The sequence below is a fragment of the Microbacterium sp. CGR2 genome (assembly GCF_003626735.1).
GTDB lineage: Bacteria > Actinomycetota > Actinomycetes > Actinomycetales > Microbacteriaceae > Microbacterium.
On record NZ_RBHX01000001.1, the window covers coordinates 3255587 to 3270173 of the forward strand.

The 14587-nt window shown below is 65.7% G+C and carries 13 protein-coding genes; 1 reads left to right on the plus strand and 12 read right to left on the minus strand.

What is annotated here, in order from left to right:
- Positions 1–15: 15 nt before the first annotated feature.
- From tpiA to D7252_RS16440, 9 genes are all read right to left on the minus strand, one after another.
- Positions 16–807 (minus strand): triose-phosphate isomerase, encoded by a 792-nt coding sequence (tpiA, locus tag D7252_RS16400; RefSeq protein WP_120776357.1) that lies wholly within the window; start codon positions 805–807, stop codon positions 16–18.
- Positions 795–2012, minus strand: a complete 1218-nt coding sequence (locus tag D7252_RS16405) for a phosphoglycerate kinase (RefSeq protein WP_120776358.1) — start codon at positions 2010–2012, stop codon at positions 795–797. The genes tpiA and D7252_RS16405 overlap by 13 nt, the downstream gene beginning before the upstream one ends.
- A 10-nt stretch (positions 2013–2022) precedes the next feature.
- Complete coding sequence (gap, locus tag D7252_RS16410) at positions 2023–3033, minus strand: type I glyceraldehyde-3-phosphate dehydrogenase (RefSeq protein ID WP_120776359.1); 1011 nt, start codon at positions 3031–3033, stop codon at positions 2023–2025.
- Positions 3034–3136: 103 nt separating this feature from the next.
- Complete coding sequence (locus D7252_RS16415) at positions 3137–3763, minus strand: superoxide dismutase (protein WP_120776360.1); 627 nt, start codon at positions 3761–3763, stop codon at positions 3137–3139.
- 182 nt (positions 3764–3945) lie between these two features.
- Complete coding sequence (whiA, locus tag D7252_RS16420) at positions 3946–4923, minus strand: DNA-binding protein WhiA (protein ID WP_120776361.1); 978 nt, start codon at positions 4921–4923, stop codon at positions 3946–3948.
- Positions 4924–4990: 67 nt separating this feature from the next.
- Positions 4991–5863 carry an RNase adapter RapZ gene (gene rapZ / locus D7252_RS16425; protein WP_120776362.1) on the minus strand — a complete coding sequence of 291 codons (873 nt, stop codon included), beginning with the start codon at positions 5861–5863 and terminating at the stop codon, positions 4991–4993.
- 35 nt (positions 5864–5898) lie between these two features.
- The gene (gene uvrC, locus D7252_RS16430) at positions 5899–7773 is read right to left on the minus strand and encodes an excinuclease ABC subunit UvrC (RefSeq protein ID WP_120776363.1); all 1875 of its coding nucleotides are present in this window, start codon (positions 7771–7773) and stop codon (positions 5899–5901) included.
- Positions 7773–10661 carry an excinuclease ABC subunit UvrA gene (gene uvrA / locus D7252_RS16435; protein ID WP_120776364.1) on the minus strand — a complete coding sequence of 963 codons (2889 nt, stop codon included), beginning with the start codon at positions 10659–10661 and terminating at the stop codon, positions 7773–7775. Before uvrA ends, uvrC begins: the two co-directional genes overlap by 1 nt.
- Positions 10662–10716: 55 nt before the next feature.
- Positions 10717–11157, minus strand: a complete 441-nt coding sequence (locus D7252_RS16440) for a MarR family winged helix-turn-helix transcriptional regulator (RefSeq protein WP_120776365.1) — start codon at positions 11155–11157, stop codon at positions 10717–10719.
- Positions 11158–11202: 45 nt separating this feature from the next.
- On the opposite strand from D7252_RS16440, the gene D7252_RS16445 reads away from it, so the two are divergent.
- Positions 11203–11445 carry a hypothetical protein gene (locus tag D7252_RS16445; protein ID WP_120776366.1) on the plus strand — a complete coding sequence of 81 codons (243 nt, stop codon included), beginning with the start codon at positions 11203–11205 and terminating at the stop codon, positions 11443–11445.
- A gap of 30 nt (positions 11446–11475) precedes the next feature.
- Here the strand turns inward: D7252_RS16445 and D7252_RS16450 are convergent, their stop codons facing one another.
- Genes D7252_RS16450 through coaE form a run of 3 tightly spaced genes read right to left on the minus strand, consistent with a single transcriptional unit; the run spans position 11476 to position 14565 of the window.
- The gene (locus tag D7252_RS16450; RefSeq protein WP_120776367.1) at positions 11476–11814 is read right to left on the minus strand and encodes a TfoX/Sxy family protein; all 339 of its coding nucleotides are present in this window, start codon (positions 11812–11814) and stop codon (positions 11476–11478) included.
- Between the two features lie 28 nt (positions 11815–11842).
- Positions 11843–13915, minus strand: a complete 2073-nt coding sequence (uvrB, locus tag D7252_RS16455; RefSeq protein WP_120776368.1) for an excinuclease ABC subunit UvrB — start codon at positions 13913–13915, stop codon at positions 11843–11845.
- Positions 13916–13959: 44 nt separating this feature from the next.
- Positions 13960–14565, minus strand: a complete 606-nt coding sequence (gene coaE, locus D7252_RS16460; RefSeq protein ID WP_120776369.1) for a dephospho-CoA kinase — start codon at positions 14563–14565, stop codon at positions 13960–13962.
- Positions 14566–14587 lie beyond the last annotated feature (22 nt).

Below are 14587 nucleotides of genomic sequence, written 5' to 3' on the forward strand. Positions count from 1 at the left end.
GGGGCCCCGCCGCACTCACACGCCGACGTGCTTCTCGAAGCGGATGATCGCGGCGAACTCGTCGACGACGAGGCTCGCGCCGCCGACCAGAGCACCGTCGACATCCGGCTCACGCATGAAGCTGGCGATGTTCGCCGACTTCACCGATCCGCCGTACAGGACTCGGGTACGCGCGGCAGCGTCTTCACCGAGAACCTTGGCGATGACGGCCCGCAGGGTGGCGCAGACGTCCTGCGCCTGCTGCGGCGTCGCCGCCTGACCGGAGCCGATGGCCCAGACGGGCTCGTACGCCACGACGATGTCAGCCTTCGGCGAAACACCCTGCAGCGCTGCCTCGAGCTGCCCGACGGGCACCGCGCTGGCACCGAACTTCTCAAGGTCGTCGGCAGTCTCACCGACGCAGATCACCGGCACGAGGCCGTGCTTGATCGACGCCTGCACCTTCGAGGCGACGACTTCATCCGACTCGGAGTGGTACTCACGCCGTTCCGAGTGGCCGATGATGACGTACTTGGCGTCGAGCTTTGCCAGGAACGCACCGGACACCTCGCCGGTGTAAGCACCCGAGTCGTGAGCCGAGACATCCTGCGCACCGAGCGCGAACGGGATCTTGTCCGCGTCGATCAGCGTCTGCACGCTGCGGATGTCGGTGAACGGCGGGAAGACCGCGACCTCGACGGAGCCGTCTTCGTGCTTGGCGTCCTTCAACGTCCAATGCAGCTTCTGCACGAACGCGACCGCCTGCAGGTGGTCGAGGTTCATCTTCCAGTTGCCCGCGATCAGCGGGGTACGGGTCACATTGCCCATCCGAGCACCTCCAGGCCGGGTAGTTTCTTTCCCTCGAGGAACTCGAGGCTTGCGCCGCCACCGGTCGAGATGTGGCCGAACTGGTCATCGGTGAAGCCGAGCTGACGGACTGCGGCCGCCGAGTCACCGCCGCCGACGACGCTGAGCCCATCAACCTCGGTCAGAGCCTGGGCCACGGTCTTCGTGCCCGCGGCGAAGGCCGGGAACTCGAAGACGCCCATCGGCCCGTTCCAGAAGACGGTCTTGGATCCGCTGATGACTTCAGCGAAACGCGCAGCGGTCTCCGGTCCGATGTCGAGGCCGATCCCCGACGCGCCGAAGGCGGTCGACTCGATCGCGTCGGCTGCGGCGACCTCGTGCGCAGCATCCGCCGTGAACGATTCGGCGACGACGACGTCTGTCGGGAGTACCAGCTCCACGCCGCGCTCCGCCGCTTCGGCGATGTAGCCGCGGACTGTCTCGAGCTGATCCTCTTCGAGGAGGCTGGACGCCACCGCGTGACCCTGCGCCTTCAAGAAGGTGAACAGCATTCCGCCGCCGACCAGAATGCGGTCGACCCGAGGCAGCAGGTGCGAGATCACACCGAGCTTGTCGCTGACCTTCGACCCGCCGAGCACGACCGCATAGGGGCGCTCGGGCTTCTCGGTGAGGCGATCGAGCACGTCCAGCTCGGCCTCGATCAGCAGGCCCGCCGCCGACGGCAGCAGTTCGGCGAGTTCGTAGACGCTCGCCTGCTTGCGGTGGACGACACCGAAACCGTCGGACACGAGCACGTCGCCGAGCTTCGCGAGCTCTTCGGCGAAGGCTCGACGCGTGGCGTCGTCCTTCGAGGTCTCACCGGCGTTGAACCGCAGGTTCTCGATGACGACGACGCCGCCATCCTCCAGCGAGGCCACAGCATCGTGCGCCGATTCGCCGACGGTGTCCCGCGCGAATGCGACGGGCGCTCCCAGCAGTTCGGAGAGCCGCTGAGCCACGGGCTCGAGGCTGTACTGCGGGTCGGGGGCACCGTCGGGGCGTCCGAGGTGCGAGCACACGACAACGCGGGCGCCCGCGTTGATCAGTGCGTTGAGGGTCGGCAACGAGGCGCGTACACGACCATCGTCCGTTATGACCCCGTCCCGCAGGGGGACGTTCAGATCACAACGGACGATGACGCGCTTGCCCTCGAGCGAACCCAGTGAGTCCAGGGTGCGCAGAGTCATGTGTCAGAGCTCAGAGACGCTCGGCCACGTACTCGGTGAGGTCGACAAGACGGTTGGAGTAACCCCACTCGTTGTCGTACCAGCTGGAGACCTTGACCAGGTTGCCGCTCACGTTGGTGAGCGTCGAGTCGAAGATCGACGAGTGCGCGTTGTGCACGATGTCGCTCGACACGATCTGGTCTTCGTTGTACTGGAGGTAGCCGGCGAGGCGACCATCGACAGCAGCTGCCTTGTAGGCCGCGTTGACCTCGTCGACCGTCAGGTCCTGGCGGTCGGTGATCAGCGTCAGGTCGACGATCGAGCCGGTGGGAACCGGAACGCGGTACGACGAGCCGCTGAGCTTGCCCTGCAGCTCCGGCAGCACAGCGCCGATGGCCTTGGCGGCACCGGTGGAGGCCGGCGTGATGTTGATCGCCGCGGCGCGTGCACGACGCAGGTCGCTGTGCGGGCCGTCCTGGAGGTTCTGGTCGGCCGTGTAGGCGTGTGCGGTCATCATGAAGCCGCGGTCGATGCCGAATGCGTCGTTGAAGACCTTGGCGAGCGGTGCCAGGCAGTTCGTGGTGCAGGAGGCGTTGGAGATGATGTGGTCCGTCTCCGCGTTGTACGTCTCTTCGTTCACGCCCATGACGATCGTGCGGTCGTCACCCGAGGCCGGAGCCGAGATGAGGACCTTCTTCGCGCCTGCATCGATGTGCTTGCGAGCGAGCTCCGCCTTCGTGAAGAAGCCGGTCGACTCGATGACGATGTCGACACCGAGCTCGCCCCACGGGAGGTTGGCGGGGTCGCGCTCGGCGAACGCCTTGATCTGCTTGCCGTTGACGGTGATGCTCTCGTCGTCGTAGCTGATCTCGGCGTCGAGAACGCCGCTGACCGAGTCGTACTTGAGCAGGTGCGCCAGGGTCTTGTTGTCAGTGAGGTCGTTGACTGCGACGATTTCGAGGTCAGCTCCCTGCGCGAGAGCCGCGCGGAAGTAGTTGCGTCCGATGCGGCCGAAGCCGTTGATACCGATCTTGACAGACACTCAGGTCTCCTGATTTCTTGTGCGCTTGCGCGCGGTTTCAACTTGCGAAGCATGGACAACGGCGTCCCGACGGGCGAAACGTCCATCGGGACGCCCGTCTTGGTTACGACAGTACCAGCAGGCCGTTCGTCTGGTTACGGGCGACCTCGAGACGCTGTGCGACATTCTCCCAGTTGGCGATGTTCCACGCCGCCTTGACGTAGTCGGCCTTGACGTTGAGGTAGTCGAGGTAGAAGGCGTGCTCCCACATGTCGAGCTGGAACAGCGGGATGGTGCCCTGCGCGGTGTTCGACTGCTGGTCGAACAGCTGCTGGATGATGAGGCGCGAGCCGATCGAATCCCAGCTGAGGACGGCCCAACCCGAGCCCTGGATGCCGGTCGCCGCAGCGGTGAAATGCGCCTGGAACTTCTCGAAGGAGCCGAAGTACTCGTCGATGGCCGCCTTCAGCTCACCCTCGGGCTGACCTCCGCCGTTCGGCGACAGGTTGGTCCAGAAGATGGAGTGGTTGACGTGGCCGCCGAGGTTGAACGCGAGGTCCTTCTCGAGCTTGTTCACGTTCGCGAGGTTGCCGCTGTCGCGAGCCTCGGCGAGCTGCTCGAGCGCGGTGTTCGCGCCGGCGACGTAGGTCGCGTGGTGCTTGTCATGGTGGAGTTCCATGATCTTGCCGCTGATGTGCGGCTCGAGAGCCGCGAAGTCGTAGGGAAGGTCGGGGAGCGTGTAAGTCGCCATATCGCTTTCATCCAATCCGCGCCGCGCCGCGGCGCTTGCCGATCCTCCGCGCCGCCGATGTGCGGCGTAGAGCGGACGTAACTCATCCTAGTGACGACAACGCGTGGCCGGACCAGTTCCTTCCGCCGGATGGCGAAGACCCGCCACCGGAAAACCGGACGACGGGTCTTGACGACACGAGCTCAGACGTCGAGGCCGATCGGCACGGCGGCTTCGGTGCCGGGGATGCCGTCCTGCTGAGCTCTTTTGTCGGCCATCGCCAGCAGACGCCGGATCCGACCGGCGACCGCGTCCTTCGTCAGCGGAGGGTCGGCATGGTGGCCCAGTTCGTCGAGGCTCGCGTCGCGGTGTGCGAGACGCAGCTCTCCCGCCACCCGGAGGTGGTCGGGCACCTCGTCGGCGAGGATCTCGAGAGCTCGCTCGACGCGGGCGCACGCTGCGACCGCGGCCTGAGCGGAACGGCGGAGATTCGCGTCATCGAAGTTCACCAGGCGGTTGACGCCCGCGCGCACCTCCCGACGCTGGCGGAGCTCTTCCCATGCCACAGCGGTCTTCTGCGCGCCCATCTCGTTGAGGATGGTGCGGATGGCTTCACCTTCGCGCACGACGACGCGTGGCATGCCGCGTACCTCGCGCGCCTTGGCAGCGACGCCGAGTCGGTGCGCCGCGCCGACGAGGGCCATGGCAGCTTCCGAAGAGGGGCAGACGACTTCGAGCATCGCCGAACGGCCGGGCTCGCTGAGCGTGCCGGCCGCCAAGAACGCACCGCGCCACAGGCCGGCGACCTCGGCGCGGGATCCGGTGGTCAGCCTGTTCGGGAGGCCTCGCACCGGCCGTCGACGCTGATCGAGAAGCCCCGTCTGGCGGGCGAGAGTCTCACCCTGCGTGATCACGCGCACAGCCCACCGCGCACCTTCGTTCGCAGTGCTCGACTGCACCTGAGCGATCTCAGGACGCACCCCGTAGATCTCAGCGAGGTCCCTGGCGACACGGCGTGCGAGCGTCTCGGCATCCACCTCTGCCTCCACGGCCACGCGGCCGGCGATCGAGTGCAGACCACCGGCGAACCGGAGGATCGCGGTCACCTCCGCGACACGCACCGTCGGGGGTGCGTTGCGGATGCTGACCAGCTCGGCCTTGACGTCGGTGGTTAGTGCCACGACACTCCTTCACGTTCACGCGCCGGGTCGCGACGCAAACGTCCAGCTTACTCGGCCGGGCGACCGGCTACTCCCTGCCGAGGTCCCGATGCCGGACATTGACCGCCACGCCGGGGACTGCGGCGAGGCGTCGTCCGAGTTCCTCCGACATGGCGACCGACCGGTGCTTGCCACCGGTGCATCCGATCGCGATCGTGGAGTGGCTCTTGTTCTCGCGCTGATACCCCTCGAGCACGGGGACGAGGGCCGCCGAATAGGCGTCCAGGAATTCCATGGCGCCGTCACGCGAGAGCACGTAGTCACGAACGGTTTCGTCCTGACCGGTCAGACCGCGCAATTCCTCGTTCCAGAACGGATTCGGCAGGAAACGCATGTCGGCGACGATGTCGACGTCGGTCGGCAACCCGTACTTGAAACCGAAGCTCAGGAGAGTCAGGCGGTGGCGGGCCTCACCCTCTTCCGAGAAGATGTCGGACACCTGTGTGGCGAGCTGGTGGATGTTCAGCGTCGAGGTGTCGATCACGAGGTCCGCGGACTCACGGATCGGGGCGAGTCTGGTGCGCTCGGTACGGATGCCGTCGAGCAGCGTGCCGTCTTCCTGGAGCGGGTGCGGACGCCGTACCGATTCGAATCGGCGGACCAGGACGTCGTCGGAGGCGTCGAGGAACAGAACGCGCACGGACCCCCGCGAGCGGAGTGCACGTGCGACGCCGGGGAAATCGTCGAAAAGGTTTCGCCCTCGGACGTCGACCACAGCGGCGACCTTCGGCAGTGCCTTGCCGCCCATATCGGTCAGCTCGAGCAGAGGACGCAGGATCTGCGGCGGCAGGTTGTCTACGACATACCAGCCGAGGTCTTCCAAGGCGTTCGCCACCGTGGTCCGGCCAGCACCGGACATCCCCGTGACGATGAGAAACTCGCCCTTCTCTCCGTCAACCATCGCTCAACGCTCCCTCTCCCCCAGTGGCTTCCAGCCTAGCGAGTGGAGAGGTGCGTGTGGATGTTCTGCGCAAGGACGGGACCGATTCCCTGAACTTCCTGAATCTCATCGGGTCGAGCACCGCGCAGAGCCGTGACCGACCCGAAATGCTTCAGCAGCACTTTGATCCGGGAGGCGCCGAGTCCGGGGACCTCGGCGAGCACGGTCGTGATGTCGTTTCGACGCTTCTTGCGCTGATGTGTGATCGCGAATCGGTGGGCTTCGTCGCGCAGACGTTGAAGCAGGTAAAGGGCTTCGCTGGTGCGCGGGAGGATGACGGGGAAGTCGTCGCCGGGAAGCCAGACCTCTTCGAGGCGCTTGGCGATACCGCACACGGCGATCTCCGTGTGGCCGGCGTCGCGGAGGGCTCGCGCCGCCGCTTCGACCTGCGGTTTCCCTCCGTCGACGAGGAGCAGCTGCGGCGGATAGGCGAACCGCGGCTTGCGCTTCACGATGCCTTCCTCACCCGGGTCGTCGTCCTGCTCCTCGGGCCGGTCGAGGTATGCCAGCCGGCGCCGAAGCACCTGATACATCGAGTCGGTGTCGTCGGTCGTCTCGGGGATGCCGAAGGAGCGGTACTGATCTTTGCGAGGCAGGCCGTCTTCGAACACCACCATCGAGGCGACGACATTCGTACCGCCGAGGTGCGAGATGTCGAAGCACTCGATGCGCAGTGGTGCCTCGCTCATTCCGAGAGCGTTCTGCAGATCGGTCAGCGCCTGGGTCCGGGCGACGTAGTCGCTCGTGCGTCGCGTCTTGTATCTGATCAGGGCCTGCTGCGCGTTGATCGTCGCGGTGCGCATCAGATCGGCGCGCTGGCCGCGCTGAGCGACCGCGATCTCGGTCTTCTTTCCGCGGCGCTCGCGCAGCCAGACCTCGAGTTCTGCGGCATCGTCGGGAAGCGTGGGCACCAGGATGCGACGGGGAACGTCCTGTGCGTCGCCGTACGCCCGCTGCAGCACCTGGTCGACGAGTTCACCCGTGGAGATGTCGAGCTCTTTCTCGATCGTCATCGCACGGACACCGCGGACGCGCCCGCCGCGGATCACGAAGTGCTGGACCGCCGCGGCCAACTCATCCTCGGCGATACCGAACAGATCGGCATCTTCGTCCGGCGAGAGCACCAGCGCGCTCTTGCCGAGAACGGCCTCGATCGCCGTGAGTTTGTCGCGATACTTCGCGGCCGACTCATAGTCCATGGCCGCGGAGGCTGCCAGCATCCGCTTGGTCAGATCTCTCGTGAAGCGCTCGTCTCCGCCTGCCATGAACGCGACGAAGTCGTCGACCATGGCGCGGTGCTCTTCGATCGACACGGTCATCGAGCAGGGTCCGCCGCACTTGCCGATCTGCCCGGGAAAGCAGGGCCTACCCGTCTGCATAGCGCGCTTGTAGCTGGAATCGCTGCATGTGCGGATGGGGAAGGCCTTGACCATCAGGTCGATCGTCTCGTGGACCGCCCACACCTTCGGGTACGGCCCGAAATAGCGTGCACCCGGAATCTTGCGATTGCGCGTGACGATGACCCGTGGCGCCTCGTCCGCCAGGGTCACAGCCATGAACGGGTATGACTTGTCATCCCGGTAGCGGACGTTGAAAGGCGGATCGAACTCTTTGATCCACATGTACTCGAGCTGGAGCGAGTCGACATCGGTCGACACGACCGTCCATTCGACGGAAGCGGCCGTGGTGACCATTCGCCGTGTGCGCTCGTGCAGCGTCCGCAACGGCGCGAAGTAGTTCGACAAGCGCTGGCGCAGGTTCTTGGCCTTGCCGACGTAGAGCACGCGCCCGTTGGCATCGCGGAACCGGTACACGCCGGGATCGGTCGGGATCTCTCCCGCCCGTGGCTTGTACGGCAGTACGTCTGCCATCAGCTGGCCTTCCGCGCTGCGCGCCCCTCACCCAGGATCTCGCCGAGAAAGAGTCCGGTGTGGCTCTGTTCGACGCGGGCCACCTGCTCGGGTGTGCCCGTCGCGATGATCTCACCGCCGCCCGAGCCGCCTTCCGGACCGAGGTCGATCACCCAGTCAGCCGACTTGATGACGTCGAGATTGTGCTCGATCACGATGACCGTGTTGCCCTTGTCGACCAGTCCGTTGAGGACTTCGAGGAGCTTGCGGACATCTTCGAAGTGCAGCCCGGTGGTCGGCTCGTCGAGCACGTAGATGCTGCGACCGTTGCTGCGACGCTGGAGCTCGGTGGCGAGCTTGACGCGTTGTGCCTCGCCGCCGGAGAGCGTCGTGGCCGACTGCCCGAGGCGCACGTATCCGAGGCCGACGTCGACGAGGGTCTTCATGTACCGGTGGATGGCCTGGATGGGTTCGAAGAACTCGGCGGCCTCTTCGATCGGCATCTCCAGGACCTCGGCGATGTTCTTGCCCTTGTAGTGGACGGCCAGCGTGTCGCGGTTGTAGCGCTTGCCGTGGCACACCTCGCAGTCGACGTACACGTCGGGCAGGAAGTTCATCTCGATCTTGATGGTGCCGTCGCCGGAACAGGCCTCGCAGCGCCCGCCCTTGACGTTGAAGCTGAATCGCCCGGGGAGATACCCGCGCACCTTCGCCTCTGGCGTCTCGCTGAAGAGGTTGCGAATGCGGTCGAAGACCCCGGTGTAGGTCGCCGGGTTCGAGCGCGGGGTGCGACCGATCGGTGCCTGGTCGACGTGCACGACCTTGTCGAGGTTGTCGAGTCCGGTCACCCGGGTGTGCTTGCCCGGCACCGTGCGCGCTCCGTTGAGGCGCGAGGCGAGCACCTGATAGAGGATGTCGTTCACCAGTGACGACTTGCCGGAGCCGCTGACGCCTGTGACGGCCGTGAGCACTCCGAGCGGGAAGTCGGCGGTGACGTTGCGCAGGTTGTTGGCTCGAGCACCGACGACGCTCAGCATGCGCTTCTTGTCGATCTTGCGACGCTTTGTCGGCAGGGGAATCTCACGGCGACCGGAGAGGTACTCCCCCGTCATCGAGTCGCTGTCGTCGAGCAGCGCCGAGTATGGTCCGGAGTGCACCACCTTGCCACCGTTGACCCCGGCACCCGGGCCGATGTCGACGACCCAGTCGGCGGCCTCGATGGTCTCCTCATCGTGCTCGACGACGATGAGCGTGTTGCCGAGGTCGCGGAGCTTGATGAGCGTGTTGATGAGTCGGCGGTTGTCTCGCTGGTGAAGCCCGATCGAAGGCTCGTCGAGAACGTAGAGCACTCCGGTGAGACCTGAGCCGATCTGGGTGGCGAGACGGATGCGCTGTGCCTCGCCTCCGGAGAGCGAGCCGGCCGAGCGGCTGAGATTCAGATAGTTCAGCCCGACCTGCAGCAGGAAGTCGAGACGGACCCGGATCTCGCGCAGTACCTGCGCGGCGATCTGTGCTTCGCGGTCGGTGAGGCTCAGAGTCTCCATGAACTCTCGCGCGTCGGCGAGGCTGAGGTGGGAGACCTCGGCGATCGAGTGTCCATGCACCTGAACGGCCAGCACCTCGGGCTTGAGACGGTTGCCATCGCACACCGGGCACGGTACCTCGCGGAGGTACTCGCCCCACCGGCTGCGCTGCGTGTCGGACTCGGCCTGCAGGTACTGCCGCTCGATATAGGGAACGACGCCCTCGAAACCGGAGGCGTACCGCATCTCGCGCCCGTACCGGTTCTTCCACTTGACGGTGACCTTGTAGTTCTCCCCGCGCAGAATCGCATTCTGCACATCGGAGTGGAGCTTGCGCCACGGGGTGTCGAGCGAGAAGTCGAGGTCACGCGAAAGACCCTCGAGCAACCGCTCGTAGTACTGGAACAGTCCCTTGCCCTGAGTGGTCCAGGGGATGATGACGCCCTCACGGATGGACAGGTCTTCGTCGCCGAGCATGAGGTCGACGTCGACCGACATGCGCGTGCCGAGCCCCGAGCACGCAGGGCAGGCACCGAAGGGGGCGTTGAACGAGAAGGTGCGCGGCTCGATCTCCGTCAGAGTGAGCGCGTGCCCGTTCGGGCAGGCCAGCTTCTCGGAGAAGGTCTGCCAAGCATCGTCGCCCTCGCCGTCGACGAAGTTGACCTGGACCACTCCGCCCGCGAGACCCAGCGCGGTCTCGACAGAGTCGGTGACACGGCCGAGGATGTCGTCGGAGGCCACGAGGCGGTCGACAACCACGGCGATGTCGTGCTTGTAGCTCTTCTTGAGCGTGGGCGGCTCGGCGAGCTGGATCAAGTCACCGTCGACGATCGCACGCGAGTAGCCTTTCGCGCCGAGCTCGCGGAAGAGGTCGACGAACTCCCCCTTCTTCTGGGAGACGATCGGCGCGACGATCTGGTAGCGCGTGCGCTCGGGAAGTTCCATCAGCTGGTCAGCGATCTGCTGCACGGTCTGACGCTGGATCGGCTCGCCGCACTCGGGACAGTGCGGGATGCCGATGCGCGCCCACAGCAGACGCATGTAGTCGTAGATCTCGGTGATCGTGCCGACGGTCGACCGCGGGTTGCGGTTCGTGGACTTCTGGTCGATCGAGACGGCAGGGCTGAGGCCCTCGATGAAGTCGACGTCGGGGCGGTCTACCTGACCGAGGAACTGGCGCGCATAAGCGCTCAGCGACTCGACGTAGCGACGCTGCCCTTCAGCGAAGATCGTGTCGAACGCGAGGCTGGACTTACCGGAGCCGGAAAGGCCGGTGAACACGACGAGAGAGTCGCGGGGGATGTCGATGTCGACGTTCTTGAGATTGTGGACGCGGGCACCGCGAACACTGAGTTTTCCTAGGGTGGCAACGGGGACAATGGGCACCGGACAAGTCTACGAGGGGCCACCGACATCGGCTCCGTGCAGGCTGTGAGTACCCTCAGCGCGAGTTCGGCTGCCGCCCCGCGAAAGCTCCGAGACCATCGCGGAGCGCGGTGATCTCCGAGACGTCCATCCCCACGGCGGCCATGACCTGGCGGGGCACATCCACGGCGCGATCACGCAGCGCTGAGCCGGCGGCGGTCAGCGTGATGTCCAGACGGCGCTCGTCCTGGCTGCTCCGCTGCCGCGCGACGAGCCCTTCCGCCTCGAGCCGCTTGACGAGCGGCGACGCTGTGGCGGGTTCCATCGCGAGGTCCGCAGCCAGATCGTGCAGCGTGCGAGGAGCGCGCTCCCACAGCGCGAGCATCACCAGGTACTGAGGGTGCGTGAGTCCGAGCGGTTCCAGAATCGGTCGGTAGATCGCGACCACGTTGCGCGCTGCCGTCACTACCGCGAAGCAGAGCTGGTTCTCGAGTCGAAGCAGATCGTCGGAAGTCATCACGATCCGACTATATCCGCCCTAATCGTTAGTACACTAACGAACATGGCCAAAGACCCCGACCGCGCGCCGCTCCGCTCCCGCATCCGTGAAGCGGGAGGTCTGTACGCCTGGGTGAACACGAACCTCATCCGCTTCGCCGGCCCTGCGTCCGTCGGTCCCTATGAGAAGACGCCGCCGCCCAGCGCCGCGGAACGCGCGGAGCGAGCCTGTCCGCTGTGCGGAGCGGCGATGACGGCGCATGAGATCGACCGCAGCGGCCCCAAACCATTGATTCACTGCCCCTAGGACGCGGTGAAGCCACGCGGGGCCGCCGGCTCAGGTCTCGTCAGCCGCCGCGTGCGCTTCCCGAGCCGCATCGAGCCAGAGCATCAGGGCGTCGTCGTCTTCGAGCACCTCGGGCGACACATCGAGCCACCGCGTTCCCATCGTCTGCGTACCCATGGCGGCGGGTGCGACCCCGGGCTGAGTCACCAGTGCGGCGCCGCTCTCCTCGTCGACACGCACCAGGAGAACGCCACTGTTTCGCGCGCAGACGAGGATGCGACCGCGGTCGAGGAACGCCTTCGTGCCGAACATGCGCTTCTCCTCGATGTCACTTCCCACCGTGAGCAGCGCACGAACACGGTCGGCGAGTTCTTCGCCCGCGGCATCCATCTCCGGTTCCCCTATCGTCCGGGCGCGCTCACGCGTGACCGGCCCTTTCCATGGCTCGCAGTTCCTTCTTCATGTCTTGCACCTCGTCGCGCAATCGCCCGGCCAGCTCGAATTTGAGTTCTGCGGCCGCGGCGAGCATCTGGTTCGAGAGGTCTTGAATCGTGGCCTCGAGCTGCTGAGCCCCCTCTGCCGCGATGCCGGTGCGACGGAGATTCGGAGTCGGGGACTTGCCCTTTCCCGTCGCCCGCCCTCGGCCGGACAACATGTCGGCGGTGTCGGCGCCTTCTCGTGCCAGGATCTCGGTGATGTCGGCGATGCGCTTGCGCAGCGGCTGCGGGTCGATGCCGTGTTCCTTGTTGTACGCCACCTGCTTCTCACGTCGCCGATCGGTCTCTTCGATGGCCTTCGCCATGGAGTCGGTGACTCTGTCGGCGTACATGTGCACTTCGCCGGAGACATTTCGCGCAGCACGTCCGATGGTCTGGATGAGGGAGGTGCCCGATCGCAGGAACCCCTCTTTGTCAGCGTCGAGAATGGCGACGAGCGAGACCTCCGGGAGGTCGAGCCCCTCACGGAGCAGGTTGATGCCGACGAGCACGTCATACACGCCGGCTCTGAGCTCGGTGAGCAGTTCGACGCGGCGCAGCGTGTCGACGTCGGAGTGCAGATAACGGACACGGACACCGTGCTCGCCGAGGAAGTCGGTGAGCTCTTCGGCCATCTTCTTCGTCAGCGTCGTGACGAGCACGCGTTCGTCTTTCCCGACGCGCACGCGGATCTCCTCGAGCAGGTCATCGATCTGCCCCTTCGACGGCTTCACGACGATGTGCGGATCGACGAGCCCGGTCGGGCGGATGATCTGCTCCACGACGCCGTCGGCGATGCCCATCTCGTACTTGCCGGGAGTCGCCGACAGGTAGACGGTCTGCCCGACGCGGTTCTTGAACTCATCCCATCGAAGCGGGCGGTTGTCCATGGCACTGGGCAGACGGAAACCGTGATCGACGAGCGTGCGCTTTCGAGACGCGTCGCCCTCGTACATGGCGCCGATCTGCGGCACGGTCACGTGCGATTCGTCGATCACCATCAGGAAGTCGTCGGGGAAGAAGTCGAGAAGCGTGTGCGGAGGCTCGCCCGGCATACGACCGTCCATGTGACGGGAGTAGTTCTCGATCCCGGAGCAGAAACCCAGCTGCTGCAGCATCTCGAGGTCGAAGGTCGTGCGCATGCGCAGCCGCTGTGCCTCCAGCAGCTTCCCCTGACGCTCGAATTCGGCCAGCCGCTCCTCGAGCTCGTGCTCGATGGTGCCGATGGATCGCTGGATGACGTCGGTTCCGGCCACGTAATGCGATGCGGGGAAGATCGGCACGGAGTCGAGCTTCTCGATGACCTCGCCGGTGAGCGGGTGCAGAGAGTAGAGACCTTCGATCTCGTCGCCGAACAACTCGATGCGGATCGCGTGCTCTTCATAGACGGGGATGATCTCGATCGTGTCTCCGCGCACCCGGAAGTTCCCGCGGGAGAAGTCGACGTCGTTGCGGTTGTACTGCATCGCGATGAACTGGCGGATCAGTGCGTCTCGGTCGTAACGCTCACCCACCTGCAACGCGACCATCGCGCGAAGGTACTCCTCGGGAGCACCGAGGCCGTAGATGCAGGAAACAGTCGAGACGACGATGACGTCTCGACGGCTGAGCAGGGAGTTCGTCGTCGAGTGGCGCAGTCGCTCGACTTCGGCGTTGATCGAGGAGTCCTTCTCGATGAAGGTGTCGGTCTGGGGCACATACGCCTCAGGCTGGTAGTAGTCGTAGTACGAGACGAAGTACTCCACCGCGTTGTTGGGCATGAGCTCGCGGAACTCGTTCGCCAACTGCGCGGCGAGCGTCTTGTTGTGTGCCAGCACGAGAGTCGGACGCTGCACCTGTTCGACCAACCAGGCCGTGGTCGCCGATTTACCGGTACCCGTCGCACCGAGCAGAACGACGTCGGTCTCGCCCGCGTTGACTCTCGACGCCAGCTCGGCGATTGCCTGCGGCTGGTCGCCCGCGGGCGCGTACTCGCTGATGACCTCGAAAGGACGGACGCTGCGCGTGGGTTGCATACCTCAAGCGTATGCCGCCCCTCCGACATCGCGGCCGTTCAGCGTCAGCTCTCCCGGGCGCGGAGCCGATCCCAGAGCGCATCCGTCTGGGCATGGGTCTGGGAGAGTGTGCCCGCGGTGTCGATGACGACGTCGGCGATGCCGAGCCGCTGCTCGTCCGAGACCTGTGCGTCGATCCGTTCCTGCGCCGCCGTCTCGGTCATTCCCCGCAGCTCGACGAGGCGGCGGAGCCGCACGGCGGCCGGGGCGTGGGCGACGACGATGAGATCCCACGGGTCGTCGACGCGCGCCTCGACCAACAGGGGCACGTCATACACCACGACAGCCTGCGGATCGTCGCCGAACGCCTTCTCGAAGCGCCGCTGCGATTCGGCGCGCACGGCGGGATGAACGAGGGAATTCAGTTGGCGGAGCCGAGCATCGTCGCCGAACACGATGGCTCCCAGCGCGGCACGGTCCAGCGCCCCGTCAGACGCGAGGACAGTCGGACCGAAAGCTTCCGTGATGCGCTCCAACACCGGTGATCCCGGCGCCTGCACGTCGCGTACGATTTGGTCGGCGTCGATGACGACGGCACCGTGTTCCCGCAGGCGTCGAGCGATGGTCGACTTCCCGGACGCGATTCCACCGGTGAGCGCGATGAGGGGCATGCGGCCAGTCTAGAGTTCCCCT